The organism is Shewanella sp. SR43-4, from assembly GCF_014163845.1.
Lineage (GTDB): Bacteria > Pseudomonadota > Gammaproteobacteria > Enterobacterales > Shewanellaceae > Shewanella > Shewanella vesiculosa.
Genome location: NZ_JACJEB010000018.1, coordinates 40,238 through 65,023, shown reverse-complemented (window position 1 = coordinate 65,023; position 24,786 = coordinate 40,238). Strand labels below are relative to the sequence as shown.

Here is a 24,786-nt window from a genome sequence, read left to right as displayed (position 1 = left end):
ACGACATCAAGGGTTAATTGATATTAGTTGACCGAGTTATTTGCAAGTTTTTGCAAGTTTTTTGATAGATATAACCTAATACAGCGAAACCTAAAATGAATACCGAAGAAAAAGCCGACAGCCCACTAAAACAAACACTCAGAAGCGTGATATTTGGTACTGAAACGCCAGCAGGTAAACGCTTCGATATTGCACTGATGATTTGCATTGTACTGAGTGTGACACTGATTTTTATCGACACCATAGGGACTATTCATGCGCAATATGGTGATTATATTCGTATTGGAGAATGGACCTTTACGGTAATCTTTACCGTTGAGTACATATTAAGATTATATTGTTCATTGAATCGGTTACACTATGCCCGAAGTTTCTTCGGTGTAGTCGATTTAGTGTCTATTTTGCCCAGTTATTTAGGTTTGATATTCCCTGGTGCAAATTTAGCATTAGCAATAAGAGTGTTAAGGCTATTCCGTGTATTCAGAGTATTAAAGCTACTGCGCTATTTAAGTGACGGTAATATATTGCTCAAAGCCATGATACTGTCGAGCCGTAAAGTGTTTCTGTTTTTCTTTTCGGTCAGCCTGATCATTATGGTACTGAGTGTGATTATGTATGTTGTTGAAGGCCCAGTGAATGGCTTTACTTCCATACCTAAATCAATGTATTGGACAATCGTAACGATTACCACTGTGGGTTATGGTGATATTACGCCGCAAACTACGTTAGGTCAGGGGATTGCTGCGCTAACCATGCTTATTGGTTATTCGATTATTGCCATTCCAACCGGCATTTTAACCGCTGAGATCTCAAATGAAATGGTCAGAACCCGTGATTTACGTAAATGTAATAATTGCGGTAAAAAAGGCCACGATAATGATGCCGAGTACTGTAATCATTGTGGCAGCGAGTTAGAAAAGCTGTAGTTTCACCTTTATTCATCATCCAGTGACAATCTTGCGCAGGGTGATTTCATTTCAAGGATACCAATGACCACAGCTAAATTTGTCGAAGGCCCCATTTTACGCCACATCTTAGTGATGAGTTCGACCGCTGCGGTCGGTATTTCGGCGTTATTTGTTGTCGATTTACTCGACATTTTCTTCTTAAGCTTGCTCGGCGAAGTTGAGCTTGCCGCTGCGGCAGGTTATGCCAGCACCATTTCATTTTTTACCACTTCTATTGGTATCGGCTTATCCATTGCCCTTGGTGCCTTAGTGTCAAAAGCTGTGGGTGCTAAGAATATTAAGTTAGCGAAAAGATTGTTCTTAAACAGTGCCATAGTCACATTAGTGACCAGTGTGTTGGTGGCTGCAGTGGTGATTACGTTTGTTCCAGAGCTGCTCGCATTAATCGGTGCAACAGGGCGTACTGCAGAGCTAGCCCAAAGCTATTTGTATATTCTACTGCCATCATTACCGTTTATTTGTTTAGCCATGGCATTGGGTGGCGCTTTACGTGCCGTGGGTGATGCAAAATTGTCGATGATGTCAACACTCGCTGGTGGCGGTGTTAATGCGGTGTTGGATCCTATCTTTATTTTTTCTTTATCAATGGGCATCGAAGGTGCAGCGGCCGCGTCAGTTCTTGCTCGTATCGCAGTATTCATTATCTCCGCGCGCGGTGTGGTGATAAAACATAAGTTGTTAGGTCGATTCTCATTTGACGAGTTTAAACAAGATCTCAGGGTAATATTTGCCATTGCCGCCCCAGCAATGCTCACCAATGTGGCCACCCCAATTGGTAATGCCGTAGTTACGCGTGCCATAGCCGACTTTGGTGACAGTTATGTGGCCGGTTGGGCGGTATTAGGCCGCTTGATCCCTGTAACGTTTGGGATGATTTTTGCTCTGTCTGGCGCCGTTGGGCCTATTGTGGGACAAAACTTTGGCGCCAATGAAATAGAGCGTGTGAGATTAAGTTTGACCAACGCGATTCAGTTTTGTGTGGCTTACGTATTAGTGATGTCGCTAGGGCTGTATTTATTGCGTAATGTGATTGTCAGTAGTTTTGATATGGAAGGTGATGCTGCCGAGTTGATTTTGTTTTTCTGCCAATATATCGCGGTGTTCTTTATCTTTTCGGGTATCTTATTTATTGCCAATGCGTCATTTAATAATTTAGGTAAAGCCAAATATTCAACCTTTTTTAACGTCGGTAAAGCCACCATTGGCACTATCCCCTTTGTGTATTTTGGCGCGCAGTGGGGCGGGGTATTTGGGGTGCTCATTGGCCAGGTGATTGGATCAATTATCTTTGGTGTGATTGGTATTTTTTGCGCATATCGATTAGTGGATAAAATTAGTCGTCAAGGCTTAGTGTCCGCAGCAGCCAATCAACAATTGTTAGAAAACGATGTGATTAACATTGATATGGTCGCGGCACCGTTACCTATGTCAGGGCGTACTCAGATGGCGCAATTGGATGAAGAGCCCTTGTGTAAACAGTTCGCCAAGCAGACTCCCGTCGATAAAGCGAATACCGATAAGGACGACGTTAACACCAGTTTGTAGGTCAATCTATTCCAGCATCATCGATTAAAGATCAAACCATTGACGATAAAACTTGTGCAAATAACGTTAATACTGACACGAGGCCTACAGACACAAGCAAATAATGGCATCAGGTTATTCCAATAACGGTTTAATCCCTATTGAGTCTATATTGAACAGCTAATAAAAAGCCCCTATTTTGGATTGACCAAGATAGGGGCTTTTTGTTACTAACAGCTTAATAGTTGTTAGTCTTTGTCAGTTTCCGGGTTACTTGTCTCTGTGGCAGCAATTTGTTCTGCCGCTTCAGCTAACGCAATTTTTTCGCGTTCAGCTTTAGAAATATAACGCTCAACTGGCTTATTACTTGGATTCGCTGGCACGACTTTGTTCTGACGAGCCTTAGCTCGTTTTGCCAACTTTTTGATCATCTCTTGCTTTCTGTTCATCTGATTTCTTACTTTATAAACGATAAACTATTTATATCTTTGTAGACAATAAATAGCATATCAAAGCGTGATGACACTGGTCTTGGAGCCAACGGCACCATCACGAGAAAATTTGGAGGCTAATTTTAACTTAATTGCTTAGCTGGATATAGTGTTTTATCTAACTGTCGCATTATTAGTACTTTCAGTAGACTAAAAACATCACCGGATTAACGATTAATTAGCGAATTTTTTGATATCTTCAGCAGTAGCGCCATCGTTACATTCGCCACGAATTTCACCGCGTTCGGCTTCAACATAACGACTTAATTCAATAAAGCCAGCCTGACAATAACCGTTCATTTCGATGGTTTTTCTGACACCAATATCGATTTGTTGGTTCCATAGTTCGAGACGGTTTTCAGCATTACGTTGCTCAATGAGATAGCTTTGTGCATCTTGTGTACTGCGACGTATTATTCTGTCTTGCGGCGGATCACTGGGTATACTGCGATCAAGCGCGGTAGCCAACTTTGCCTTGTAGACAAATAACTTAATCCCGTTGCCTTTAATTTCCGTGCTAAATGCATCGCGAAATTGGCCAACAAAATCCATTGGATCTGGTTCGCTCGCGCTACACGCGCTTAGCAGTATGATACTGCAGACGGTTAAGCCGAATTTTGACACACATAACCTCATTAATTCTTGGTTAAAAAATTTTGGCATAAACGCTGCCAATCTCATATTCACCATTGATTAATAGCCCAATAACATGAGTAGCAAAGAGATCCGCAGACGTTTATTCGCCACAGTGTTGTGATGCACTGTGGCTACATATTCGCTAGGTTGTCGCTAATTTAAGCGGATAACGCTTTAAGCGAAACGTTCGTTAAGGTAACTCGTAATGGCTTTAGACTCATATAACCATTGGGTTTTACCGTCTTGCTCAATACGTAAACAAGGCACTTGTAGTTTGCCGCCTTGGCTAGTTAACACGCTTTTGTGTTGCTCTTGTTTAGCATCAACTAAATTAATGCTTAGGTTTTGACGACGCATTTCACGACGCACTTTGACGCAAAAAGGGCAGGCTGCGTATTGATACAAAGCCAGTGATTGAGTCTGTTGATCGACAGTCGCTTGTTGCTCTTGCGGACGTTGGCGCTTTTTAGGGGCAAACACAAAATTTAACAACAAAATAATTCGACCTAAAATCCAGCGAACGATAAACATAGATAACCTCAATCTTAGCTATTAATAATATGACATGATTGCAAACGCTTGTTATGACTCGTTTGCAATGTATGCGCAGTCTACCCGATGTCGATAGCGGTTAACAGCTAACAACAGGTTATTTTACTTGTAGTTCAAGCGATGCTTCAGCGGCATCTTCAGCTGTGTTGATACGGCTCTCAAGTACAAATACTTTACCCGCATCAATACCGGCTTGATCGATTAAATAGGCTTTTACGGCCTTCGCACGCTGTTGTGCTAATTCGCCTAAGTCATCACGAGTAGATTGCTGTTGGTTTTTAAGCATATTGTACAAGCCTATATGCCAGCGAGTGATCAATTCGGCTTCTGTGATTTCTGGTGTTTGCTGTTTGAGCGTTTGCTTGATGTCCTGTGGTGGTTGTGACAATTCTTGCTCCGCCAGTTGGTAGAGTGCATCAGCTATCGGCCCTGTTGCAGGAAACTGGCTAGCAGATAAACTTTTTGGGAAATCTTTGAATTTAATGCCCGCCGTTTTAGCCAGCTTTTTATGCAGTTGAGATTCAGCTAACGCTTGTTGGTCGTTAATTAAGTCGACACTGCCTTTGATATTAAGATTAAGTAGCGGTCGGTCAATTAACGCTTTAGCCAGCTTGTCTAATGTGGTTTTTTGTTTAAGCGTAATCGTGCTTAGTCCATAATCGAAACTGATTCTATCCATTTCTTCATCATCACCCACAAGACCTGCTAAAAACGAAAAAGGTGAGGTGACAACCTTGGTAATAACATTGCCTAAGGCATTAATTATTATGCTACCAAAGCTAAAGCTTGGAGAATCAATATCCCCAGAAACATCAACGCCCAAATCAATCACGCCGTTGCGATCTTGCAACAACGCAACGGCTAGCGTAACCGGTAGGCTGGTGGCTAGGCTGCTATTACTGGGTTTACCTAGCTTGAGTTGATCAATCACAACGTGATTGCTACCGACCAAGGCATTATTTTTAAGTTGGTAGTTGAGGTCTAATGACAACAGGCCTTTATCAATATAATAGCCTGCATAAGTGCCTGAATAAGGGTTTACCGAGGTCAGTTCAACTTTATCAAAGTTTAAGTTAAGGTCGAGGTAAGGCTGCGCGAGTAATGGATTAACATCGCCTTTAAGGGTTACGGGTGCATATTTGTCTATTTTACCCGTTAAATCAACGGATGCTGTAGTTTCAGGATTCGATGATAAGTTGGTGATTTGGCCGTTAAGCATTTCAATGCCGGAAGCAAAATTAGGTGTTAAGGAGTTATCTGCAAAGAAGGCTGAGCTGTCTTTAAAACCAATTTTATTAATATTAAGCTGCATTTGCGCGGGCTTGGCAGTGGCGGGTGACTCATTGCCAGCCGATAATACAGCAGCTTCATCGGCGGATGTCGCTCTGGCATTACTGGGTTCAACGCCAACTTGCTTAGGGGGTGTTGCAGTGTCAGTTGTGTTGATTAATGCACTGATATTGGTAGTGCGGTCAGCGGAAATAATTAGGCGACTAAATAGGGTATCGAAGTTTATTTCATCGATATCAATTTTAGCTTGTTGACGATCAAACGCTAATTGGTTGATGTCCATGGTTTCCCATGTCAGCAAAGGCTGTTTTAAGACATTATCGTTAATATGCAATTGGCTGATGTTTGCGCTACCTGAGTAGGTCAGCATGTCCTTGGCATCGGCATGCAAACGGCCCTTAGTTGAAAACATCCCGTCTTCTATGGTCATATTTATGTACGGGGCGATATAGGGTTGTAAGCGTGATAACAACATGTTGCTAAAATCGATGTCCGCATCGACAGTTTGCGCGACGGCATCAATTTTCCCAACAGAGGTTAATAAGCTCTGAGCATTGATGCCTGCTGAAAGTTGATAATCAATTGGAGTTGATAGATCAGATTTCACGATACCAGTAATGATATCTATTGGGCCAATTTGCCATAGGATAATGTTATCGCTGGCAATACCTTCACCCAGATCGACTAAATATTTTGCAATAGAGATTTTGTTGAGCGTCACGAGCCAAGGTGCGTCAGCGTCAACTGCTTTAGATACCGTTTGCGATTGAGGGGTTACTGAGGTCGTTTCTGCTGTAGACGCAGATAACGCTGTTGTATCAGAGCCAAGAGAGGTTTGCGTGTGTTGGCTAGTGCTATTGATCGTAGCATCGTCAGCATCTGTAGTCTGTTCAGTGGCAACCTCTGTGGTGAGCTTGTTGACTACCGCAACCGCCTTGTCTGTCACAGGGGCAGATGGCTCTGAAGTGCTCGCTTTTGTGGTATCGCTATTTAATGCTTCTGATGGTGTGTCATCTGTGCGAGTGTGATTTACGGTATCAACCTCAGTCGTCAGCTCAGTATTTTTAGGTAACAACAACGCAACGAGATCAGCGCCTGTCGGGGTGATCTTGAGTTTGATTTTACCATTTTCAGTGTGGAACTCATCAATATTCACGCGTTTTTTCAGGCTATCAAGATTGATGTTTTTTAACGCTAACACATCAATCGCAATTTTCTCATCTTGTTGATACAAGGCTTTAAAGCGATCAATTGTTATCTGCCCCTTGGTGACTTTTATATCAGTGATCGGGGCTAAGTTTTTATCTTGTAATACCACCTTGTATTGGCCGTTTAGGCTCAACATACCTTCCGCTAAATTCATGGCAAACAGTTGATCGACAACCGACCAATAGCGCGATAAATCAATGCCTGTAACATTAAGATCGCCTTCAATGGCCAATGGCGCTAATTGGAATTGTCCTTGCAGTGTCACTGAAGCTTTAAATTGATCTTCTATGCTTAAATTATAACGATTTACTTGCTCTTGCTTGTCGTTTAACGCGCTACTTAGGCTATTGAATTGGGCCAATGACACATTGATATTAGGATAATTAATGTGGGTATCTGTGACATTGTCGTCTAGGGTAAATACGCCTTGTTGGATCTGAATATTAGCAATGCTTATCGCGGGGATAACACTTGGTTCAGTACTGGTTGGCGTTGGCTGAGTATTTTGGCTCAGGCGGGTCATAATATCGCTAAAGTTAAACACCACTTGCTGATCAGCTGCTTGCGAACGCGCCACCTTAATGGTGGGTTTCACTAAGCGGATATCTTCAATCACCAATGACCAAGACGTAATGGATTGCCATAATTGGATATTGGCATACACATTAGCTAATGACGCAAACGTTTGTTGGCTATTAAATTCATTAATCACCAAGCCAGAGATGTTGAGTTCTAAGGTAAATGGATTGATTCGAACGTCTTGCAAGGTCACGCTTCTGCCTAACTGCTCGGCTAATATTGCGGGTGCTTGTTGTTTGGCTATGTACGGAATAACGCCACCAAGAACAGCACAGCCTAATAGATAAAGAGTTAATCCATAAAGAGCTAATTTTTGTATACGAAAGCGAGAATTAATCGCTGAGCGCATCTGAGAGAAATACGAGGTCATATGAGATAATCTTGATGTGAAACAGTGTCGACAGTAGTTTATTTTAGCAAAAAAACGATCTTAACGAATGATTATTTTGTGAGTAAAACGGATTAATTTACATTTGTGGACATAGATGTTAGATTTACATTTAAGTTAATGTAATTGATAGGTTTTATGCTTTTCTCATTTGAGAATGTTAAGCGCAAATGCCCTGTTAATGACTTGTGTCGATATAATGTGGTTAACCTTGATGTTGTGATTTCATCATTTAACTCACATTATAATGGCGATATCTAAGGTGATATTGAACCCTACTTTCAAGGATGATAAATGCAAATCCGTCTTGCCTCGAGCATTGATTTAGAACCGCTTAGCCTGTTATTTGATCAATATCGGCAGCAATTACAACAATCCGCTGACTATCCCGCGTGTCATTCATTTTTGAAAAACCGCTTGGCCGAAAACGATTCGATGATTTTTGTTGCCCTCATAGATGACAATATTGTGGGCTTTATTCAATTATATCCATCATTCTCCTCAGTGCGCCTGGCACCCGTATGGCATTTAGAAGATGTATTTGTCCTGTCAGACTATCAGCAACATAATGTGGTGAGTCAAATGCATACAAAGGCCCAATTACTGGCACACAGCATGGGAGTATTATTGATTAACCGTCACGATGATGAAGCCTTCGGCGAGTCTGAATCGGATAGTTGCTTGGTATAAAGCTGATCAGTTGAACAGTGGGGTATTCAAGTCTTTGACGACATAAACGATGAGTTATGTAGACCTCAGTTATTTTCTGGTAAAATAGCGCAGGTTTTTTATTTATTAATCATCATCTACGTTAAGGAAAAGAGATTGAATAAGAGCGTATTAACCAACCTTATTGCCGCCATTCTTATGGTGGTCGGGTATGTGTTACAGCAACACATTGTGATGACAATAGGTTTATTTGCATTGTCGGGCGCGATAACAAACTGGTTAGCTATCCACATGTTGTTTGAAAAAGTCCCTGGATTGTATGGCTCTGGCGTGGTTCCGTCACGATTTGAAGAGTTTAAAGCGGGCATTAAACATCTCATGATGAAGCAATTTTTTACTCAAGAGAATATTGATCGCTTTTTGACAACCAGCAGTGCTAGCAGTATCGATTTAACCCCTGTGATTGAAAAAATTGATTTAGCGCCATCATTTGATGCATTGGTGTCGACCATTGAAAAGTCATCGTTTGGTGGTATGTTAGCCATGTTTGGTGGCACCGAGGCGTTAATTCCGTTAAAAGAACCATTCATTGAAAAAATGAAGCTGTCTTTAGTGGAACTGGCCCAAAGTGAAGAGTTCAATGCAATTTTAGTTAATGAGCTTGAAAAACCGGATGTTATCGCCGATATGCAGTCGAAAGTGGCCAATATCGTTGACCAGCGTTTAAATGAGCTTACGCCAGAATTAGTCAAACAAATCATTCAAGATATGATTAAAACCCATTTAGGTTGGTTAGTGGTATGGGGCGGTGTATTTGGTGGCATTATTGGTGCCGTAGCGGCATTGCTACAACAATAGTATCAAACCACGCATTGTTTCATTAGCAGAGTGACCAGTCCGATTAAGCCATCCTTCTATATGGACGCTACAGGTTAATTGGTGCTAAGCGACTGAACTAAATTAAAAAGTGCAATAACAGAGGTGAGCATGAGTCAGCATCATAGTATCAATTATTTAGAAATACCTGTGAAAGACATTATTGCCACTAAAGCCTTTTTTACTCAGGTGTTTGCTTGGCAGTTTCAAGATTATGGACCGCAATACAGCTGTTTTTTACGAGTCGGTATTGACGGTGGCTTTTATCAAGCTGACAGTCAATTTACCTTGGCAAAGGGCAGCCCGTTAATCGTTATTTATAGCCAAGATTTATCGGCTACAGAAGCTAAAATTATTCAGTCCGGTGGACAGATAACCAAAGCGATATTCAGTTTTCCTGGTGGTAGACGGTTTCATTTCACTGACATTAATGGCAATGAATATGGCGTCTGGTCAGAATAAAAATAACAGCAATAACAACATAGCCTCACCGTGTGTGAGGCAATGTTGTTTAGATGAACAGGATGTCTGCTTAGGCTGCCATCGTACTCTCGATGAAATTTTAGCCTGGCATGCGATGAACTATCAGCAAAAAAGTGCCTTACTTGCTACATTACAACAACGCGCTAATGCAGGTAAAAAACGTTAGCTGAGTTAGTGTTGAGTCAGTGCTTCACTCATTGGGTTGACTTAGTCTGCAGTTATTTGATTGGTTCTTGGTTCAGTGTCGGTTCTAAACAGGCTAAATCCACGAGCTTGATAGTTTTGCAATGCACTAGGGTGATCTAAGGTGCAAGTGTGTACCCACACTCTGCGAGTATTGGGTAATGCCCATGCTTTTTCAATTGCTTGGGTCAATAAATAGCCGCCAAATCCTTTACCAATAAAGCGCTCTCCTAAGCCAAAATACACAATCTCTACATTAGCCTCATCTTGTTGCTGCAACTCAAAATATCCCGCGGGTGCGCCATCTTTATACGCCACAAACGAGTGTAAATTATCCGCTTCGCTATATGCCTGCCATTGGCTATTGGTCCAAGGTAGTCTATCTGTCCATTCCCATCCAGCACCGACAAACTCATACAGAAAACGGTTGAATTGATATTGTTTTATTTGTACTTCAACCACGGTTAACCCGTTGGCGTCATGCTTAGGCTTCAATTGGCTGCGGTCGGTCATTTCAAGATTAAAAATACTGATGTCTGTCATACAAAGCCTTATTATTTTTTATTATCTTCATAGAGTAAGGTTCAATATTACAAGATAGTGCTAAAAAAAACACCACCCTGATTGGGTGGTGTTTTTGTGTGGTTAAAGATTAATATGCGCTAGCGTGAACGTTTTTAACCGCACGACCAGATGGGTCGTTAATGCCTTGTAAGCTAGCATCCCATAACAGTGCTTCTGGTGTTGAACATGCTACTGTTTTTCCACCAGGCACGGTTTCAGCTGCGGTGGTTAATGGGAAAAACTCTTCAAAGAAGCTGCGGTAGAAATAGGCTTCTTTCGATTCTGGCGTGTTGTATGGGAAACGGAATTTTGCGTTGGCAAATTGTACGTCATCCACGTTTGCCGCCGCGTGTGCCTTTAAGCCGTCAATCCAAGAGTAGCCAACGCCATCACTGAACTGCTCTTTTTGACGCCATACCACTTCCTTTGGCAACTTGTGCTCAAATGCCTGACGTAAAATATGCTTTTCGATGCGACCATCTTTGGACATTTTGGCTTCTGGGTTGATGCGCATTGCAACGTCGATAAACTCTTTATCTAAGAAAGGCACCCGAGCTTCAAGTCCCCATGCTGCCATGGCTTTGTTGGCTCGCAAGCAATCAAATAAATGCAGTTTATCAAGCTTTCGCACTAATTCTTCATGAAATGCCTGAGCGTTAGGCGCTTTATGGAAATACAAGTAACCACCAAATAACTCGTCAGCTCCTTCGCCAGATAACACCATTTTAATGCCCATGGCTTTAATTTTACGTGCCATTAAATACATTGGTGTTGCCGCACGAATGGTAGTGACGTCGTATGTTTCCAAATGGTAAATCACTTCTTTAATTGCATCTAGACCTTCTTGGAAGGTATACACAATAGGGTGGTGAATAGTGCCAATGGCATCGGCCACTTTTTGCGCCGCGACTAAGTCTGGAGACTCGGCTAACCCAACAGCAAATGAATGCAGTTGTGGCCACCATGCGCCGGTTTCGCCGTCGTTTTCAATACGGTGCTTTGCATATGTTTGTGTAATAGCAGAAATCACTGATGAATCTAAGCCACCAGAGAGTAATACACCATAAGGTACATCAGACATTAACTGGCGTTTTACTGCAGCTTCTAATGCTTCACGTAATTCTTCAATGCTGGCTGGGTTGTCTTTAACCGCATCAAAATCACGCCAATCACGCTGATAATACTGTGTTGGCTTATCATCGGCAGAATATAAGTATTGGCCAGGGTAGAACTCAGCAACTGTTTTACACACAGGCATTAATGCTTTCATTTCTGAGGCAACATAGAAGTTACCCGACGCATCATGACCGGTATAAAGCGGGATAATTCCCATATGGTCACGACCGATTAAGTAAGTGCCTTTGGCTTTGTCATACAGTACAAATGCAAAGATGCCGTTAAGTTTATCTAAAAAATCACAACCGTATTCTTGGTAAAGTGACAAGATCACTTCGCAATCTGAGTTGGTTTTATATTGGTATTTTTCACCTAGCTGTGCTTTTAACTGCTTGTGGTTATAAATTTCACCGTTTACGGCTAACACTAAGTTGCCATCAAAACTGATAAGTGGTTGTGCTCCGTGGTCAACGTCAACAATTGATAAACGTTCATGAGCTAAAATAGCTTGGTCATCAGCATACACACCAGACCAATCTGGACCACGGTGACGCAGTAGTTTTGACATTTCTAACGCCACTTGGCGCAGTTGGCTTGCATCAGTTTTGATGTCTAAAATCGAAAATATTGAACACATAATACGGCTCCAGCAGCGTTGGCTAATCTTTATCTGGTTCCTACTCTGCCAGCATTTTCGTTAACTGCCAAGCTTGTTTTTTAAGATAACATCATAAAAATGTCTATTTTAGTGATTTTATCTCTTTAAAATATCTTTTTAATTGATAAATGTTTATTAAAAAGGCGTTTTTATTGATACATGTTTATTTTATTGGCTATTGTGGCTATTTTTTTTAAGATTTCACAATCAAATACCACTAAACACGATTATTGCACTAAGCTAGTGCGCTTGCTGTTTATTTGTGCAATAACGGTCTAAGTTGTCCTTTCTGTTGCTTAATTTTATTGGTAAAAGCGCCGCTTAGGATATTTTATGATCTATATTACCCCTCTAGATTGAGCCTTTATGGTAATCATTTAGATCAATGTCAGTGTCTAATAAGACTAAGCTGAACGACACAAGATTAACAGCTAAACAGCTGAGTATATGAGTATGGCATTCGTTTGAACGTTCTGTTGTTAACGTAAGTTGAGTGATGGTTTTTGAGGAGAATACCGTGGTTGGTGAAACAGATTTAGCTAAGTTACTGGCATCAATGTCGCCGATATTATTAGCAGATGAATACGTTTTTTGTTCGGTACCGGGTCAATATGGTGATTATCAAACTTTTTCGCCGCTGGCAACGTTTCGTGAAACGGAAGGGTTGACTTTAGTGCTAACCAAAGCGGCTGCTATTGCTGGTGGCTTAGCATTTGAGTCCGTGTTTAAAGGTATTACCTTAACGGTGCACTCTAGTCTTGATGCCGTTGGGTTAACGGCAGCGGTAGCTCATAAACTCTCACAAAAGGGCATTAGTGCTAACGTGATTGCGGCCTACTATCACGACCATATTTTTGTGCAAACAGAAAAGGCCGCTTTAGCTATTGAGGCATTAAATGAGTTTGCTGTTTAGGGCTTTTATCTGATTGATGACCTTTGTTTTAAGTAGGTTAATAACAAAATAAGAATCATCATAAAACCCAGCATAAAAAAGCCCATCAAATAGATGATGGGCTAATCCTTGGGGGGGAAGGAACTGGGGTTATAGGCTTAATCTGCTGGGCGTAACTGATTAAATTCAGAAGCTGCAAAGTATCCTGGCCAATCTTGGTTATTGGCTAATTCAGCTGCAGCTTGGTAATACACACCTAAATCTTGTAACGCACCGGATAAATCCCATTCAGGGTGATAATAATCACACACGTTATGGTAACAGCCTTTCATTTTCACCATCATTGACGCTTTGTATTGTGCCGTTGCATCATCAAGGGGATCATTTCCTCCTCCGGCAAACACGGCAGGGACACCTAACTTGGCAAAACTGAAGTGGTCTGAACGGAAAAAACCGCCTGATGCAGGGTTAAGTTCGCCTTGGCTGATGCGATTTTGTTTAGCAACGGCGCGGTCTAAATAGTTTTCTAATTCTGACTGGCCTTTACCGACAATAGTATAATCTTTGGTTTTGCCGTAAACATTGGTGCTGTCGAGATTAAATACTGCCACCGTTTTATCAATAGGATAAATCGGGTTGGCCGCATAGTAGCGTGAGCCTAATAAGCCTTGTTCTTCACCAGTAGTGGCAATAAAGGTTAATGAGCGGGCTAAGCCTTGACCTTGTTTGGCGCGCTGGGCAAATTGGCGGGCGATTTCTAAAATACCTGCAGTACCGGAAGCGTTATCTAATGCACCGTTGTAAATTTGGTCACCGTCTTTGGTGTCATCTTTACCTAGGTGATCCCAGTGAGCGGTGAATAAAATCTGTTCATCGGTTTGAGTGGTGCCTGGTAAGGTAGCAACCACATTATAACTGTCGGCGAACTCCGCTTTGTTAGCAAATTCAATGCTAGCTGTTTGAGCTAAATCGACATTAAGTGAACTGTTGGCCGCACGATCCATTAACGAGGTTAATGACAGGCCTGCTTTGTCAAATAAGGCTGTTGCGCTGTCTAAGGTTAACCAACCTTCAACTTGAATGCGTTGATCTTGCTCCGCCTGGCTTAATACTAGATCTTGTTGTGGACCGGTCCAGCTATTTTCGACAACCGACCAAGGGTAAGAGGCCGGCTCAGTTTCATGGATAATGATTGCGCCTAATGCACCTTGACGACTGGCTTCTTCAAACTTATAACTCCAACGGCCATAGTAAGTCATCGCTTTACCATTAAACTTGGCCCCTTCAGGATGTGCAAAACCAGGGTCATTAACCAAAATGATGGCGATTTTGCCTTTCATGTCGAGGTCTTGGTAATCATTCCAGCCATATTCAGGCGCATTAATACCGTAACCAACAAACACCAATGGCGCATCTTTAATGCTCACTTGGTGGTTATTGTGACGACTGCTAAGCACAATATCCTGACGATATTGCATCTTAATACCTGCTAAATTAACCTGCTGTTTTTCGCTGGCGGTATAACTCACCATAGGCACAGGTTGCAGAAAACTGCCTTTATAAGCGCCTTTAAGGCCCATTTGGGTGAAAGCTGCAGATAAATACTCTAGGGTCAGTTTTTCGCCTTGAGTTGTGGGAGCACGGCCTTCAAATTTATCAGAGGATAATGTTTCGATATCCGTTCTAAAGCGTTGTTCATCGAAGGTAACGGCAGCGGTTTGGGTTGCGCTGACTTGCTCAGTCGAAGCGTGTTTAACATCTTCATTGTTACATGCTGTTAGTAAGGCAATGGCGCAAAAAGGAAACAATCGTTTCATGCTATGTCCTGTTATTATTTTTAGTTTTATTTCAGACAAGCATAATGAGCCAAGCCAGTGCTTGAAAACAAGGTCACTGGCTTGGAAATATGTTACCTAATGTAAATTGTGATGACAGCAAGTCAGCTTATTAACTAATTGATCTTATTGGGTTGGAGCAAAGTTTCTCGTGCTAACTCGCATAGATTAGTGATGAGAGATGAAGGCTTCTTGTCATTAAACATATGCTTAGACATGTGAGACGCAATCTTATAGATCAATTGTCACTAAACGATATCAATATCACCAGCACATGCAAACACATGATTTGGTCTGAAAGGTTCTTTATCAATATCACTCATTTGGCTTACACCACTGGTAACCAAAATGGTTTCTAGACCCGCTTGGAAGCCTGCTAAAATATCGGTGCGCATATTGTCGCCAATAATCACAGTGTTTTCAGAGTGTCCCTGAATATGATTTAACGCAGAGCGGATAATCCACGAGCTAGGTTTACCCACATAAAATGGCATTTTACCTGTAATACGCTCAATGGCTGCACACAAGGCGCCACAAGCAGGGCTAAATGCTGGGCCGTGGGTGTCTGGATTCGTAGCAATAAAGCGGGCACCGCCAGCAACAAAACGCGATGCTTTATGGATCATGTCCCAGTTGTACGAGCGAGTTTCACCGACTATGACAAAGTCTGGGTTAATATCGGTTATAGTGAAACCTGCATTATACAACTCATGGGTCAGCGCACCTTCACCGATCACATAGGCTTTGCTGCCATTTTGGTGTTTTAGAAAGTCGGCCGTGGCCATCGCTGAGGTATAAAAACAGGTTTCTGGTACATTAATACCTGCAGCGCCAAGTCGGTTTTGTAAGTCTTTACCCGTTTGAACGGGATAATTAGTGAGAATAACTAGCGGATTGCCTTGTTCAAGTACGCGATGAATAAACTTGTCGCTTCCAGGAATTAGCTTGTTGTCGTGCAGTAACACACCATCAATATCGCAAATAATATTTTTCATTCAGTCATTTCTTCCTTCAAATACAACCTGCTTACATCTAATGCTAATTCAATTAAGAAAACAACGATTAAATACAAAAAGTACCTGTTTGGTGATTGATTTACTGTGTTGTGAGTAGGGGAATAGATTATCGTATAGGGGGGGGTAGGCTTTTTGTTACACACTCGGCTAGCTGTTGATAGATATGGTCTGCGACCACGAACATAGTGATTTTCACTTAAACCAGAGCAAGAGGAAACCAACGGCTGTTATCTCTTTACTGTTTATAAAAGAATTAGCCCAGCCGCCCCGCAACATTTCTCAATTACTTAAATATTAGATGCGAAAAGGTCGTCATGGGGATTGATCCAGTTTTTTACTTCGTTTGAATCCTGCCTCGGTCCATCTTGTAATAAATCGTGAAAATGATAACGCTTCCGATAGTACATTCTGTAACGCGAAAGCTAGCTGGCCGTCCATGGCCAGTTCTCGTCATTTTCTTCAACGGCCTCAAGTTCAGAGTTGATGCTGAACATTTCATAGTCAAGATAACTAAATCGTTTTCTCAAAGTGAGTCAGCAAGGTATATCAGGGAAGGCAATTACCGAGCAAAGATAAAAACCATAAACTGACCTTAAAAGGTATAATCAAACAGGTAATTAGCCGAAAGGTTGTATAAAAAACAACGTATCCGTCTAGCGAACCACACCTCGCATCGTTAATCTGACTATCTGAAAATACCTGCTCAATGATTAAATTCGGAGCAGGTGATGAAAACTTACAGGACAAGTGCACAGTGGCTTGAACTACTTCAGCAACGCAGCAATTTCAAAGGCACTAATATTGAATTCTGCCAACACCATAAAGTCGCTATTACCACTTACTATAAACAGCGTGCTTTACAGGCTGAGAACCAGCAAAGCCCAACCTTATTAAAGCCAGGCTTCTGCGCTACATCATCACGCTTTATTCAGATAAAACAAACCACCACTGAAGGCAGCTCGCAAACTCATCAACATCCCTTACAGTTTGATACGCGTAGGGGCCAACTCACATTTCCTGCCGATCTAGCAACGACCGATATCGTTGCCATCATTAAAGGGCTGATTGCATTAAGATGTTTGTTGATGTACCCACCGTTTATTTATGTGCCGATATGGTCGATTTTCGTAAATCGATTAATGGATTGGCGGCGTTGGTGGAAGCAGAGCTTGAACTGCCTGTGCTCAGTGGCGCGCTATTTGTCTTTTGTAATAAAGGCCGTGATAAGCTCAAACTGCTTTACAGCATTGTCGAAACCGCAAAGGTAAATGGTTTAATCCCATTTGATTACATAATCGCTTGCCTTAATGAACTGTGCCAACCAGCACCGGATATCGACAGCCTGTTACCATGGAATTTTAAAAAGTAGGTGTAGTTGCCCAGACGCTTACGAAGAAGTAAAGGATTCAGGAAGTTAATAAAATGGAAAAAAATATACGTATCATGGTTTTGTTGCTTTCTTTGTTAGCGGCTTTCGGAGGGATGGCTAAGCCTCGTTTACCTGACCTAGATTTCGAAACCTACGATAAGTTCCCCAGTAGTGGGTGGAGGGTATCTGGAGGGGAGGCTGGGTATAGCTTTTCGGTTGATGATAAGGTTTTTCAACGTGGGCAGCGATCAGTTTCGGTTGAGTTTAAAGGAAGTAAACCTAACGCTGGCTCCTTTGGTTATTGGTTGGCGCTCCAAGCGAAGGGGCAAAACATTAAGTTGAGGGGGGCTGTGAAAACTGAGGGTATTACTGATGGATGGGTGGGGTTGATGCTTAATGTTCACCCTGATCAAGCCTCGAGTAATATGCGAGAGCAGAAATTATTCGGTGACAATGATTGGAGGGATTTTGAGATTAGTTTGGATGTTGAACTCAAAAATGCCTCTGCGATTACAGTTGGTGGTGTGTTATCGGGTAATGGGAAAGTTTGGTTCGATGATCTTCAGATACTGATAGACGATAAACCATTAACAAGTTCTCAACTACGTGAGACTCCTCGCGCATATAAGGATGACGAATTTGATTCTGGTTCAATGTTGGTTTTGTCTGGGGTGGATGAGGCAACACTAATAAACTTAGACCTTTTAGGGAGGGTGTGGGGGTTTCTGAAATATCACCATCCAAATGTGGGAGGGGGAGATTATAATTGGGATTATGAATTGTTTAGGTTTCTTCCAGATTATCTTTCAGTTATGGATGTTCAGGAGAGAGACAAGAGTCTGGTAGGTTGGATCGATCGGTTAGGTAAGGTGACTCTGTGTATTGATTGTAAGGTGACAAATCAGAAGTCTGTTCTGAAGCCAGATCATAGATGGTTTTATGAATTCGGTCTATCAAAAGAACTAATCAAAAAATTGAACTCGGTTTATGAGGGGCGGAGACAAGGCGCGAGCTTTTATGTAACCACAAACAGTAGGCGGAGGGTCATTTTTTCAAATGAAAAAGCTTATTCTAATATGCCGTATCCAGATGATGGGTTTAGATTATTAGCTTTATACCGGTACTGGAACTTGGTTCAATATTTTTTTCCGTATAAGCATTTGACTGATAAGGAGTGGAGTAGTGTTCTCGCTGAATATATTCCATTGTTTCTAGGGGCAAAAAATCGGTTAGATTATGAAAAAGTGGCGCTATCTTTAATGGGTGAGCTTAAGGATACGCATGCTAATTTATGGGCTGGTCGCGGTGAAGTTGAAAAAATGCGAGGTGAATTTTACCCACCAGTTTTCACAAGGTTTGTTGAGGGTGAGCTTGTTGTGGTGGATTTTTACACGGAAAACAAGCGTGATATCAGCGATATGTCCCGCCTGAGCGGCCTGTCTATAGGCGATGTTATTACAGAGATCGATGGTGTCGCCGTGGAAGAGTTGGTTAGGGATAAGCTGCGTTATTACCCTGCATCAAATGAAGCTTCAAGGCTAAGAGATATTGCTCCTGATTTGTTGAGGTCGAATAAGGCTAAAATAGATATAAGCTTTAGGCGCGACAAGTTAATGGGTAATACGTCGCTAAAATTATTCAAAAAGGAAGAGTTGCACGTTTTCCAGTTGTATCGCAAACCTAAGGGTGAAAAAAGCTATAAAACTATCGATGGGGATATTGGTTACGTTACGTTGGCCACCATTGAAAAAAAGGATGTGGATTCTATAAAAAATCAATTCAAGGATGCGGCAGGCATTATAATTGATATTCGAAATTATCCTAACACTCCATCAATGTATAGTTTGGGTTCATTTTTCGTGGAAGATAAAAGAGCATTCGCGAAATTCACTTATCCAAACATAAATAACCCGGGTGAGTTTGGCGTTGGTAATGTAGCGGTTCTTAAACCGTCGGAAGTGACTTTTAAAGGAAAGCTAGTTGTCTTAGTGAATGAAAACACGCAAAGTCAAGCTGAGTTTACTGCGATGGCATTTAGGGCGGGTAGAGACACTGCGATAATAGGGAGTAAAACGTCAGGTGCAGATGGCAACATTGTGAGCTTTGCTCTGCCGGGTCTATTAAGGACGACTTTTTCCGGTCTTGGAGTTTATTATCCTGACGGTGGAGAAACTCAAAGAGTAGGTATTATTCCTGATTTAGAGGTGAAGCAAACCATAGAAGGAGTGAAAGAAGGTAGGGATGAGTTAGTGGAAAAGGCTATTGAGGTAATTAGAACTAGGGAAGCTGCGATTAAGTAGTCAGATTCTCCCTACATGAGCCCCAAGGCCATCATCATCGACGTCCTGTGGCTCTATTTTCCTATTTTCAGCTAAAAATCGTCTCTATGAGGCTGATTTTGGACCTGTTTTAGGTCGATTTTCCCATTTTAGGTAGATCTCGCCTGTGCGCTTATTAATTGGTCGACTCCCACTAGGTTCGCCAAGTTGAATAACATCATCAGCTGACTGTCGTTTTTAGCCAGTTCCTTGTACCTGGCTTTGACGAAACCAAACTGACATTTAACTATCCAAAATGGATGTTCAACCTTGGCTTGGATACAGGCCTTCAGGTATTCGTAACGGATGGTCAGCTTGTTCTTGCGTGGGAGCTTCTTCAACTCATTCACCTTGTCGGGGCCGTAGCGTTTAATCCAAGCATAAAGACTATGAGTGGTAGTCCCTAAACGCTGAGCAACGTCAGCAACGGAATGACCGGCAACAGTAACTTGCTTAACGGCTTCTTCTTTAAATTCTGGGGTATATCGTTGTCCGCTCATAAACATATCTCCTATGCAAAAAGCTTAGGTGAAATTTGTCCATAAGACTCGGGGCCGTCCATATCTAACTAAAAGGTGTCTAGGAAATCAGTGGCGATTCAGTCACTTCACAGTTTTATATCTTTGATAAAACTTAGGACAAACAATTAAATTAAAGGGTATTACCATACTTTGATACGTGAATTCAAAACGGTGAACTAAAAGTTGAAACTACTTTTTCCCTTAAACCACCGAGTAACTCAAATGACAGTGTTGCCGTAGGGCATGAGCGTTCTATCGATACCAACTCTGTCAGATGTGATGGAATTTGCTCATCGAAGTAGGTGCTTCCTAATTTAAGTTCACTTATTGTAGTTGGTGGAATGTCTTTAGATAGCAAAGAAAGGGGCTTAACAAGGTCTTGTGTAACGTCAGCTTCTATAGATAGCCTAAATATCACTGGAATGTCAGGTATCTCTTCAGCTATGCGGTTTGCAAACTCGACAAGCTTCGGTGCGGCGAAGGTGTATAACCAGGCTTCTTGGTTTTTGCTTCTATTTTTACGCAATACTCTGCCTAAAATAGAGCTCTGTTTTGACTCTGCTCAGGTGACAACATACCTGTAGACGCGGGATGTCAGTGCAGAGCGGGCGGTAAAACCGTTTGTGATAGGCCGAAAGAATTGGTTATTTAGTCAAACGGCTAACGGTGCACATGCCAGCGCCACACTTTACAGCATTGTCGAAACCGCAAAGGTAAATGGTTTAATCCCATTTGATTACATCATGGCTTGCCTTAATGAACTGTACCAACCAGCACCGAATATCGACAGCCTGTTACCATGGAATTTTAAAAAGTAGGTGTAGTTGCCCAGACGCTTACAAAACAACTGCAAAAAAGCCAATTCCTATATCATCTAAATTGAGTAAGAAGAATGTTGATTACAGCAAAAGGGAAAACTAATAACGGGTGTTATCTGTTTTTTAATGTTTGTTGGTACTTAATAAGTGAACATGGCCAAGACAGTTGGCTCCAGCTTAATATCAATCAAGCAGCGAATGATGCTTTAAATCTAGCGTATTGATCATCATTTTTTCATATGGAGCTCAGTTCTTTGATAATTTGCATCCAATTTATACATTTAAAGAGTGCAGAGGACTATCGCAATCAATGCTAAAAGCAGTTATGTTAATTTATAATAAAATGAGTAACATGCTTAAATTAGCTATTCATGCTCTTTTTTTAAACGACTAATAATAGATGCAATAGTGTAGTCATCATGAGTAAGCGGAGCTATATTTTTGTCAGAGCTGTTATTTGAGCCCTTTGACTCCGCATATTTATTACCGAATAGCATATTGATAATAGGATCGGTGATATAGAACAAAGGAATGAACACCGCGGTATGAACCCCCGCTGAAATTAGTGCACCTGGATTAATCAAGGCCACGTAATGATCTTCTAAATAAATGTAAATGTTAGGTACTAATCCGTAGGTTAAAACAGTGGCTATAAAAGTTGAAATCATAGGGCTAAGTAACACCCCTATTTTCTCCATATTGATTTTTTTCACGCTAAAATCCCTTTAAGTGTCTCAAGTTCAACAAGTACCTTGAATAGCCGATCTTACAAGTTTATAAAACAGATAACTAGCCTATTGTAAAATGAGTGGCATGTTTAATCGATCGACGTGTTAGGTGATTTATGAATAATCAAATAATACTAGTATCAGTATTAACGGCTATTTTTGCTGTTATTTATTATCTAGCTAAATCAAGAATAGTACGACGGAAAGCAAGGTTAGTGACACAGAGATGCATCCCAAAAAGTACTCAACACAACAAGCGGTTGGTGATAGATGGAAACGTCAATACATTGTTATCAAGAAGGTGAAAGAGGGGCGGAGTGAAATGGCTGTGGTTAAGAGCCAAATCGGTACATTGCACTCTCATATTGACGACATCAAAGCTACTCAGAAAGAGATGAATGGAAAGCTTGATGAGCTATATAACTACAATCCGAGCTTGGTTATTTGGGATTTTTTACAAACTAAGAGAATGCTTTGCAGAATAGAAGCGTTGTTAACGCTAGTAGGGATAGATCCACAAAAATTGCAAACCTAAGTTTAATATTAATAAAGCGCAGAGTAATATAATGGTGATGAAAACAACCAAGTTTTTGTAAAATACGATGTCGTTAAGAGCATTCATTTCCATTATGTTTATCTGAGTTGTGGCAAACCAGATTCCCGCAGGCAAAGAGAGTAGATTGGTTGCCATCGTGTCGAATACTGAATGATTTTTTGATATGTACTCTGTACGTTTTTCTAAATATTCTTTTCTCACCTTGTCAAAAGTATAACTTTTAACGTAACTTTGATAGCTAAGTAAAACGTTAAAAATTAATGAGCTCATGCGTCTGAGTTAACAGATAAGCTTTTGTTTTATCGTAGTATATTTAGATAACCTAACAGTCTATCTACACCCCCCTTGCACACCTCAACAAAGCTTGAACAACTGCATCAAATTTGACACAATTTCAGTTAGCTATCATGAAGAGAGCTTTAATTGTTGTAATAACATGGAATGGAGTTATCTGAAATGAAAAAAGTTTTGTATAGCACACTTTTGCTGTGCGGCCTCTTGTCTTTCTCCTCTCAAAGTCTGGCAATCACTAAAACTGAAGTCTGTAATGGTTGTAGTCACTCCGAAATGGAGCAAAAAGCAACTTTTGCACAAGTAAAATTTGGCACAAGCCATGTGGTTGTTGTGGATTTTGTTCATAAATATTCTAGAAAGTTCACCGTTGTCAACGACGAAGATGATCGTGGAGAACCAATCAGATATGCATATGAAAGCAGCCTCAGTAGTGGAGAAAGAGCAAGCGTCGCTTCCCTATTTGAATATAGAGGGCTTTTAGTCGAAACAGTAAAGCAGGCTGAGGAAATTAATAAGAAACTGTACCCTAATTATGTTTATGCTGCGCCACAAAAAGTTAGTATCCAATACTCATCGGAAGATAAGGCCAATGAAAGCCGCCTTTATGTTGGTGAAATTAAAACTAAAGGTGATCCTTATGATTTTTTAACTTTTAGTTCTATAAGAAATACGGTGTTTGACCGCCACATTCAAACAAATTCAGGCATATTGCAAGCTACTGCAAACAATGTGTTAAACACAATTAGCATCCCAAAAATACTGGACTTAGGTGTCTTTATAGATGTTAAGTTTTACTCAGATGATCTTGGCGAGCAACCTAACGGTGTTGTTCAAGTTGGCATTAATGCATTGGAGCGAGGCTTTGTCCCTATATCTGGTAAAGATGTGAATAATAATGATATCCCTATGACTGCTAGCCAGGTGTTAGGTGGCGGTTTTTCATTAGGTGGGTCAGGTAATATTAAAGAAAAATTCGAACGCTATTCAAGTACGCTAGTAGGCGGTTCGACTGCAGGCGTCTCTGGAGGTTGTAGCTTATACGTTAAAGAGACAATAGTAATCAACGGTAGATACTACTTTATATACGCTTGCAAATAATACCATTCAGGGCCAATGTCTATCTTTGGCCCTCTTGTCTATACAAACTTTTATAATGCTCTCTACAGTTGACCAAACCGTAACCAACTAACAGCCCAAAAGTTGAGCGGCTTCTAGTATGTTAAATTCAACTTTTTAATATCTGCTAATAACCATAGTGACCATTGCAAATAGTCTTTTTATTAATAACTTGTTATTGTTCGGTAGGGTTTTAAGGTTCCTTTATCGCTCATTGTAAAGGGCATTTTTATAAAAGATGTGGATAGCAAATGATTGATGCGGTTTGTACTTATGGTGGTGAAAGGCACACTTTCTCAATTTTGAAATTTCAGGTGTTACCTGAATCAGAGGTTGAACAATTCAGGCAATTTTTAGAATGCCCTGAGTGCAAAGGGAAGGCGTATTATCGTAAGAGAAGCTCAGACGGTAAAGCGGCCTGTTTTGGCTCTAGATACCATATTGCAGGATGTGACGAAGGCCATCCTTCAACTCAGCGAGACAGAGAGACTCGACATGCCGTTGAAGTGAATCAATTTATTGCAGATACGAATATTATCAGTATTGATTTCAGGTTATTAAACACCAAAAAGCCCATTTTAGAGGTGAAAACTGTCGCCTCTGGAGCAAACCTAATCCCAAGCCGCGCCCCAAAAATCGATAATACCAGTCGCAAACCCGCTGGCAACAATCAACAACCCAAGGTCAAAGTATTGGGGCTGGAAAAAATTCTCAATAGCCTAATGCGTGGTAGCGACTTAGCCCAGTCGAGTACCTTGATTGAGCTTGATACTGGTTATCAATTCAAAGCGAAGAATTTATTTGTTAACTTTGCCGAGGCTGAGCCCAGTGCTAATGCCAAAGAGGCAAAGCCTAAAATGTATTGGGGGACGATTTCACACCTAGATAAAGCGCTTGATTGGTTAAACCCATCTGATTGTAATGATATTGGCATTCCTATCGCTAAATATAAGTCGATATTATTAGAACGTTTTAAGGTATCAGAAGGGCGTCAGTTAGAAGGTGCGGGGATTATTCTGTTTGGAAAATGTTTTTGGAACGCCAAGAAGACTCGCAAAATAATAGAACTGTGGAATGCAGACCGAATTTTTATCTCAGTACTAGAGGATTAATAACCTCATAATGGTTTGCGAATGC

Annotated in this window: 22 protein-coding genes and 2 pseudogenes; 13 read left to right on the top strand and 11 right to left on the bottom strand. The window is 41.1% G+C overall.

What is annotated here, in order from left to right; all coding sequences use genetic code 11:
* Nucleotides 1-95 precede the first annotated feature (95 nt).
* Both H5123_RS17515 and H5123_RS17510 read left to right on the top strand, forming a co-directional pair.
* Complete coding sequence (locus H5123_RS17515) at nucleotides 96-926, top strand: ion transporter (protein ID WP_124016027.1); 831 nt, start codon at nucleotides 96-98, stop codon at nucleotides 924-926.
* A gap of 63 nt (nucleotides 927-989) precedes the next feature.
* On the top strand, nucleotides 990-2,513 hold the full coding sequence (locus H5123_RS17510; protein WP_182698787.1) for an MATE family efflux transporter: 1,524 nt from the start codon (nucleotides 990-992) through the stop codon (nucleotides 2,511-2,513).
* A 227-nt stretch (nucleotides 2,514-2,740) separates the two neighbouring features.
* On the opposite strand, the gene H5123_RS17505 is transcribed toward H5123_RS17510, so the two are convergent.
* The 4 genes from H5123_RS17505 to H5123_RS17490 all read right to left on the bottom strand — a co-directional run bounded on the left by H5123_RS17505 (nucleotide 2,741) and on the right by H5123_RS17490 (nucleotide 7,619).
* Nucleotides 2,741-2,941 carry a DUF2986 domain-containing protein gene (locus tag H5123_RS17505; RefSeq protein WP_124016026.1) on the bottom strand — a complete coding sequence of 67 codons (201 nt, stop codon included), beginning with the start codon at nucleotides 2,939-2,941 and terminating at the stop codon, nucleotides 2,741-2,743.
* A 216-nt stretch (nucleotides 2,942-3,157) separates the two neighbouring features.
* The gene (locus H5123_RS17500; RefSeq protein ID WP_182698786.1) at nucleotides 3,158-3,607 is read right to left on the bottom strand and encodes a hypothetical protein; all 450 of its coding nucleotides are present in this window, start codon (nucleotides 3,605-3,607) and stop codon (nucleotides 3,158-3,160) included.
* Between the two features lie 186 nt (nucleotides 3,608-3,793).
* Nucleotides 3,794-4,150, bottom strand: coding sequence for a glutathione S-transferase N-terminal domain-containing protein (locus tag H5123_RS17495; protein ID WP_124016024.1), 357 nt, complete (start codon nucleotides 4,148-4,150; stop codon nucleotides 3,794-3,796).
* Between the two features lie 118 nt (nucleotides 4,151-4,268).
* On the bottom strand, nucleotides 4,269-7,619 hold the full coding sequence (locus H5123_RS17490; RefSeq protein ID WP_182698785.1) for a DUF748 domain-containing protein: 3,351 nt from the start codon (nucleotides 7,617-7,619) through the stop codon (nucleotides 4,269-4,271).
* A 312-nt stretch (nucleotides 7,620-7,931) separates the two neighbouring features.
* Between H5123_RS17490 and H5123_RS17485 the strand changes: the two genes are divergently transcribed.
* From H5123_RS17485 to H5123_RS17470, 4 genes are all read left to right on the top strand, one after another.
* Complete coding sequence (locus H5123_RS17485; protein WP_182698784.1) at nucleotides 7,932-8,327, top strand: GNAT family N-acetyltransferase; 396 nt, start codon at nucleotides 7,932-7,934, stop codon at nucleotides 8,325-8,327.
* A gap of 135 nt (nucleotides 8,328-8,462) precedes the next feature.
* A complete protein-coding gene (locus H5123_RS17480) occupies nucleotides 8,463-9,164 on the top strand; it encodes a DUF445 domain-containing protein (RefSeq protein WP_182698783.1) in 702 nt (233 codons plus the stop codon).
* A gap of 129 nt (nucleotides 9,165-9,293) precedes the next feature.
* A complete protein-coding gene (locus H5123_RS17475; protein WP_182698782.1) occupies nucleotides 9,294-9,644 on the top strand; it encodes a VOC family protein in 351 nt (116 codons plus the stop codon).
* Nucleotides 9,619-9,831 (top strand): DUF1289 domain-containing protein, encoded by a 213-nt coding sequence (locus H5123_RS17470; RefSeq protein ID WP_182698807.1) that lies wholly within the window; start codon nucleotides 9,619-9,621, stop codon nucleotides 9,829-9,831. Before H5123_RS17475 ends, H5123_RS17470 begins: the two co-directional genes overlap by 26 nt.
* Nucleotides 9,832-9,872: 41 nt before the next feature.
* On the opposite strand, the gene H5123_RS17465 is transcribed toward H5123_RS17470, so the two are convergent.
* The gene (locus H5123_RS17465; RefSeq protein ID WP_182698781.1) at nucleotides 9,873-10,391 is read right to left on the bottom strand and encodes a GNAT family N-acetyltransferase; all 519 of its coding nucleotides are present in this window, start codon (nucleotides 10,389-10,391) and stop codon (nucleotides 9,873-9,875) included.
* Between the two features lie 109 nt (nucleotides 10,392-10,500).
* A complete protein-coding gene (asnB, locus tag H5123_RS17460) occupies nucleotides 10,501-12,165 on the bottom strand; it encodes an asparagine synthase B (protein ID WP_182698780.1) in 1,665 nt (554 codons plus the stop codon).
* A 538-nt stretch (nucleotides 12,166-12,703) separates the two neighbouring features.
* Between asnB and H5123_RS17455 the strand changes: the two genes are divergently transcribed.
* A complete protein-coding gene (locus H5123_RS17455) occupies nucleotides 12,704-13,099 on the top strand; it encodes an ACT domain-containing protein (RefSeq protein ID WP_182698779.1) in 396 nt (131 codons plus the stop codon).
* Nucleotides 13,100-13,236: 137 nt separating this feature from the next.
* Here the strand turns inward: H5123_RS17455 and H5123_RS17450 are convergent, their stop codons facing one another.
* Both H5123_RS17450 and H5123_RS17445 read right to left on the bottom strand, forming a co-directional pair.
* The gene (locus H5123_RS17450; RefSeq protein WP_182698778.1) at nucleotides 13,237-14,895 is read right to left on the bottom strand and encodes a M28 family metallopeptidase; all 1,659 of its coding nucleotides are present in this window, start codon (nucleotides 14,893-14,895) and stop codon (nucleotides 13,237-13,239) included.
* Nucleotides 14,896-15,161: 266 nt separating this feature from the next.
* A complete protein-coding gene (locus H5123_RS17445) occupies nucleotides 15,162-15,908 on the bottom strand; it encodes an HAD-IIA family hydrolase (RefSeq protein WP_182698777.1) in 747 nt (248 codons plus the stop codon).
* Between the two features lie 1,096 nt (nucleotides 15,909-17,004).
* Between H5123_RS17445 and tnpB the strand changes: the two genes are divergently transcribed.
* On the top strand, nucleotides 17,005-17,298 hold the full coding sequence (gene tnpB / locus H5123_RS20870; protein ID WP_182698776.1) for an IS66 family insertion sequence element accessory protein TnpB: 294 nt from the start codon (nucleotides 17,005-17,007) through the stop codon (nucleotides 17,296-17,298).
* Nucleotides 17,299-17,351: 53 nt separating this feature from the next.
* Complete coding sequence (locus H5123_RS17435) at nucleotides 17,352-19,598, top strand: S41 family peptidase (protein ID WP_182698775.1); 2,247 nt, start codon at nucleotides 17,352-17,354, stop codon at nucleotides 19,596-19,598.
* Nucleotides 19,599-19,726: 128 nt separating this feature from the next.
* On the opposite strand, the gene H5123_RS20700 is transcribed toward H5123_RS17435, so the two are convergent.
* On the bottom strand, nucleotides 19,727-20,116 hold the full coding sequence (locus H5123_RS20700) for a transposase (RefSeq protein WP_259395692.1): 390 nt from the start codon (nucleotides 20,114-20,116) through the stop codon (nucleotides 19,727-19,729).
* Nucleotides 20,117-20,300: 184 nt separating this feature from the next.
* Nucleotides 20,301-20,736: pseudogene (locus tag H5123_RS17420) on the bottom strand (diguanylate cyclase); the annotation flags it as partial.
* Here H5123_RS17420 and H5123_RS17415 point away from each other — a divergent pair.
* Nucleotides 20,737-20,955: pseudogene (locus tag H5123_RS17415) on the top strand (transposase domain-containing protein); the annotation flags it as partial.
* Between the two features lie 365 nt (nucleotides 20,956-21,320).
* On the opposite strand, the gene H5123_RS17410 reads toward H5123_RS17415, so the two are convergent.
* Nucleotides 21,321-21,668 (bottom strand): hypothetical protein, encoded by a 348-nt coding sequence (locus tag H5123_RS17410; RefSeq protein ID WP_182698773.1) that lies wholly within the window; start codon nucleotides 21,666-21,668, stop codon nucleotides 21,321-21,323.
* A 241-nt stretch (nucleotides 21,669-21,909) separates the two neighbouring features.
* Here H5123_RS17410 and H5123_RS17405 point away from each other — a divergent pair, with 241 nt between their 5' ends.
* The 3 genes from H5123_RS17405 to H5123_RS17395 all read left to right on the top strand — a co-directional run bounded on the left by H5123_RS17405 (nucleotide 21,910) and on the right by H5123_RS17395 (nucleotide 24,761).
* The gene (locus H5123_RS17405; RefSeq protein ID WP_182698772.1) at nucleotides 21,910-22,218 is read left to right on the top strand and encodes a hypothetical protein; all 309 of its coding nucleotides are present in this window, start codon (nucleotides 21,910-21,912) and stop codon (nucleotides 22,216-22,218) included.
* 477 nt (nucleotides 22,219-22,695) lie between these two features.
* Nucleotides 22,696-23,631: a hypothetical protein gene (locus tag H5123_RS17400; protein ID WP_182698771.1), complete on the top strand. Its 936-nt coding sequence runs from the start codon at nucleotides 22,696-22,698 to the stop codon at nucleotides 23,629-23,631.
* A gap of 269 nt (nucleotides 23,632-23,900) precedes the next feature.
* Nucleotides 23,901-24,761: a hypothetical protein gene (locus tag H5123_RS17395; RefSeq protein WP_182698770.1), complete on the top strand. Its 861-nt coding sequence runs from the start codon at nucleotides 23,901-23,903 to the stop codon at nucleotides 24,759-24,761.
* Nucleotides 24,762-24,786: the final 25 nt, after the last annotated feature.

Bases quoted from the DNA above. Each gene is read 5' to 3' on its own strand.
- H5123_RS17465 (WP_182698781.1), bottom strand. From the start codon at position 10,391: ATGACAGACATCAGTATTTTTAATCTTGAAATGACCGACCGCAGCCAA.
- H5123_RS17450 (WP_182698778.1), bottom strand. From the start codon at position 14,895: ATGAAACGATTGTTTCCTTTTTGCGCCATTGCCTTACTAACAGCATGT.
- H5123_RS17475 (WP_182698782.1), top strand. From the start codon at position 9,294: ATGAGTCAGCATCATAGTATCAATTATTTAGAAATACCTGTGAAAGAC.
- H5123_RS17485 (WP_182698784.1), top strand. From the start codon at position 7,932: ATGCAAATCCGTCTTGCCTCGAGCATTGATTTAGAACCGCTTAGCCTG.
- H5123_RS17510 (WP_182698787.1), top strand. From the start codon at position 990: ATGACCACAGCTAAATTTGTCGAAGGCCCCATTTTACGCCACATCTTA.
- asnB (WP_182698780.1), bottom strand. From the start codon at position 12,165: ATGTGTTCAATATTTTCGATTTTAGACATCAAAACTGATGCAAGCCAA.
- tnpB (WP_182698776.1), top strand. From the start codon at position 17,005: ATGTTTGTTGATGTACCCACCGTTTATTTATGTGCCGATATGGTCGAT.
- H5123_RS17445 (WP_182698777.1), bottom strand. From the start codon at position 15,908: ATGAAAAATATTATTTGCGATATTGATGGTGTGTTACTGCACGACAAC.
- H5123_RS17470 (WP_182698807.1), top strand. From the start codon at position 9,619: ATGAATATGGCGTCTGGTCAGAATAAAAATAACAGCAATAACAACATA.
- H5123_RS17495 (WP_124016024.1), bottom strand. From the start codon at position 4,150: ATGTTTATCGTTCGCTGGATTTTAGGTCGAATTATTTTGTTGTTAAAT.
- H5123_RS17435 (WP_182698775.1), top strand. From the start codon at position 17,352: ATGGAAAAAAATATACGTATCATGGTTTTGTTGCTTTCTTTGTTAGCG.
- H5123_RS17405 (WP_182698772.1), top strand. From the start codon at position 21,910: ATGCATCCCAAAAAGTACTCAACACAACAAGCGGTTGGTGATAGATGG.
- H5123_RS17515 (WP_124016027.1), top strand. From the start codon at position 96: ATGAATACCGAAGAAAAAGCCGACAGCCCACTAAAACAAACACTCAGA.
- H5123_RS17505 (WP_124016026.1), bottom strand. From the start codon at position 2,941: ATGAACAGAAAGCAAGAGATGATCAAAAAGTTGGCAAAACGAGCTAAG.
- H5123_RS20700 (WP_259395692.1), bottom strand. From the start codon at position 20,116: ATGAGCGGACAACGATATACCCCAGAATTTAAAGAAGAAGCCGTTAAG.
- H5123_RS17395 (WP_182698770.1), top strand. From the start codon at position 23,901: ATGATTGATGCGGTTTGTACTTATGGTGGTGAAAGGCACACTTTCTCA.
- H5123_RS17400 (WP_182698771.1), top strand. From the start codon at position 22,696: ATGAAAAAAGTTTTGTATAGCACACTTTTGCTGTGCGGCCTCTTGTCT.
- H5123_RS17490 (WP_182698785.1), bottom strand. From the start codon at position 7,619: ATGACCTCGTATTTCTCTCAGATGCGCTCAGCGATTAATTCTCGCTTT.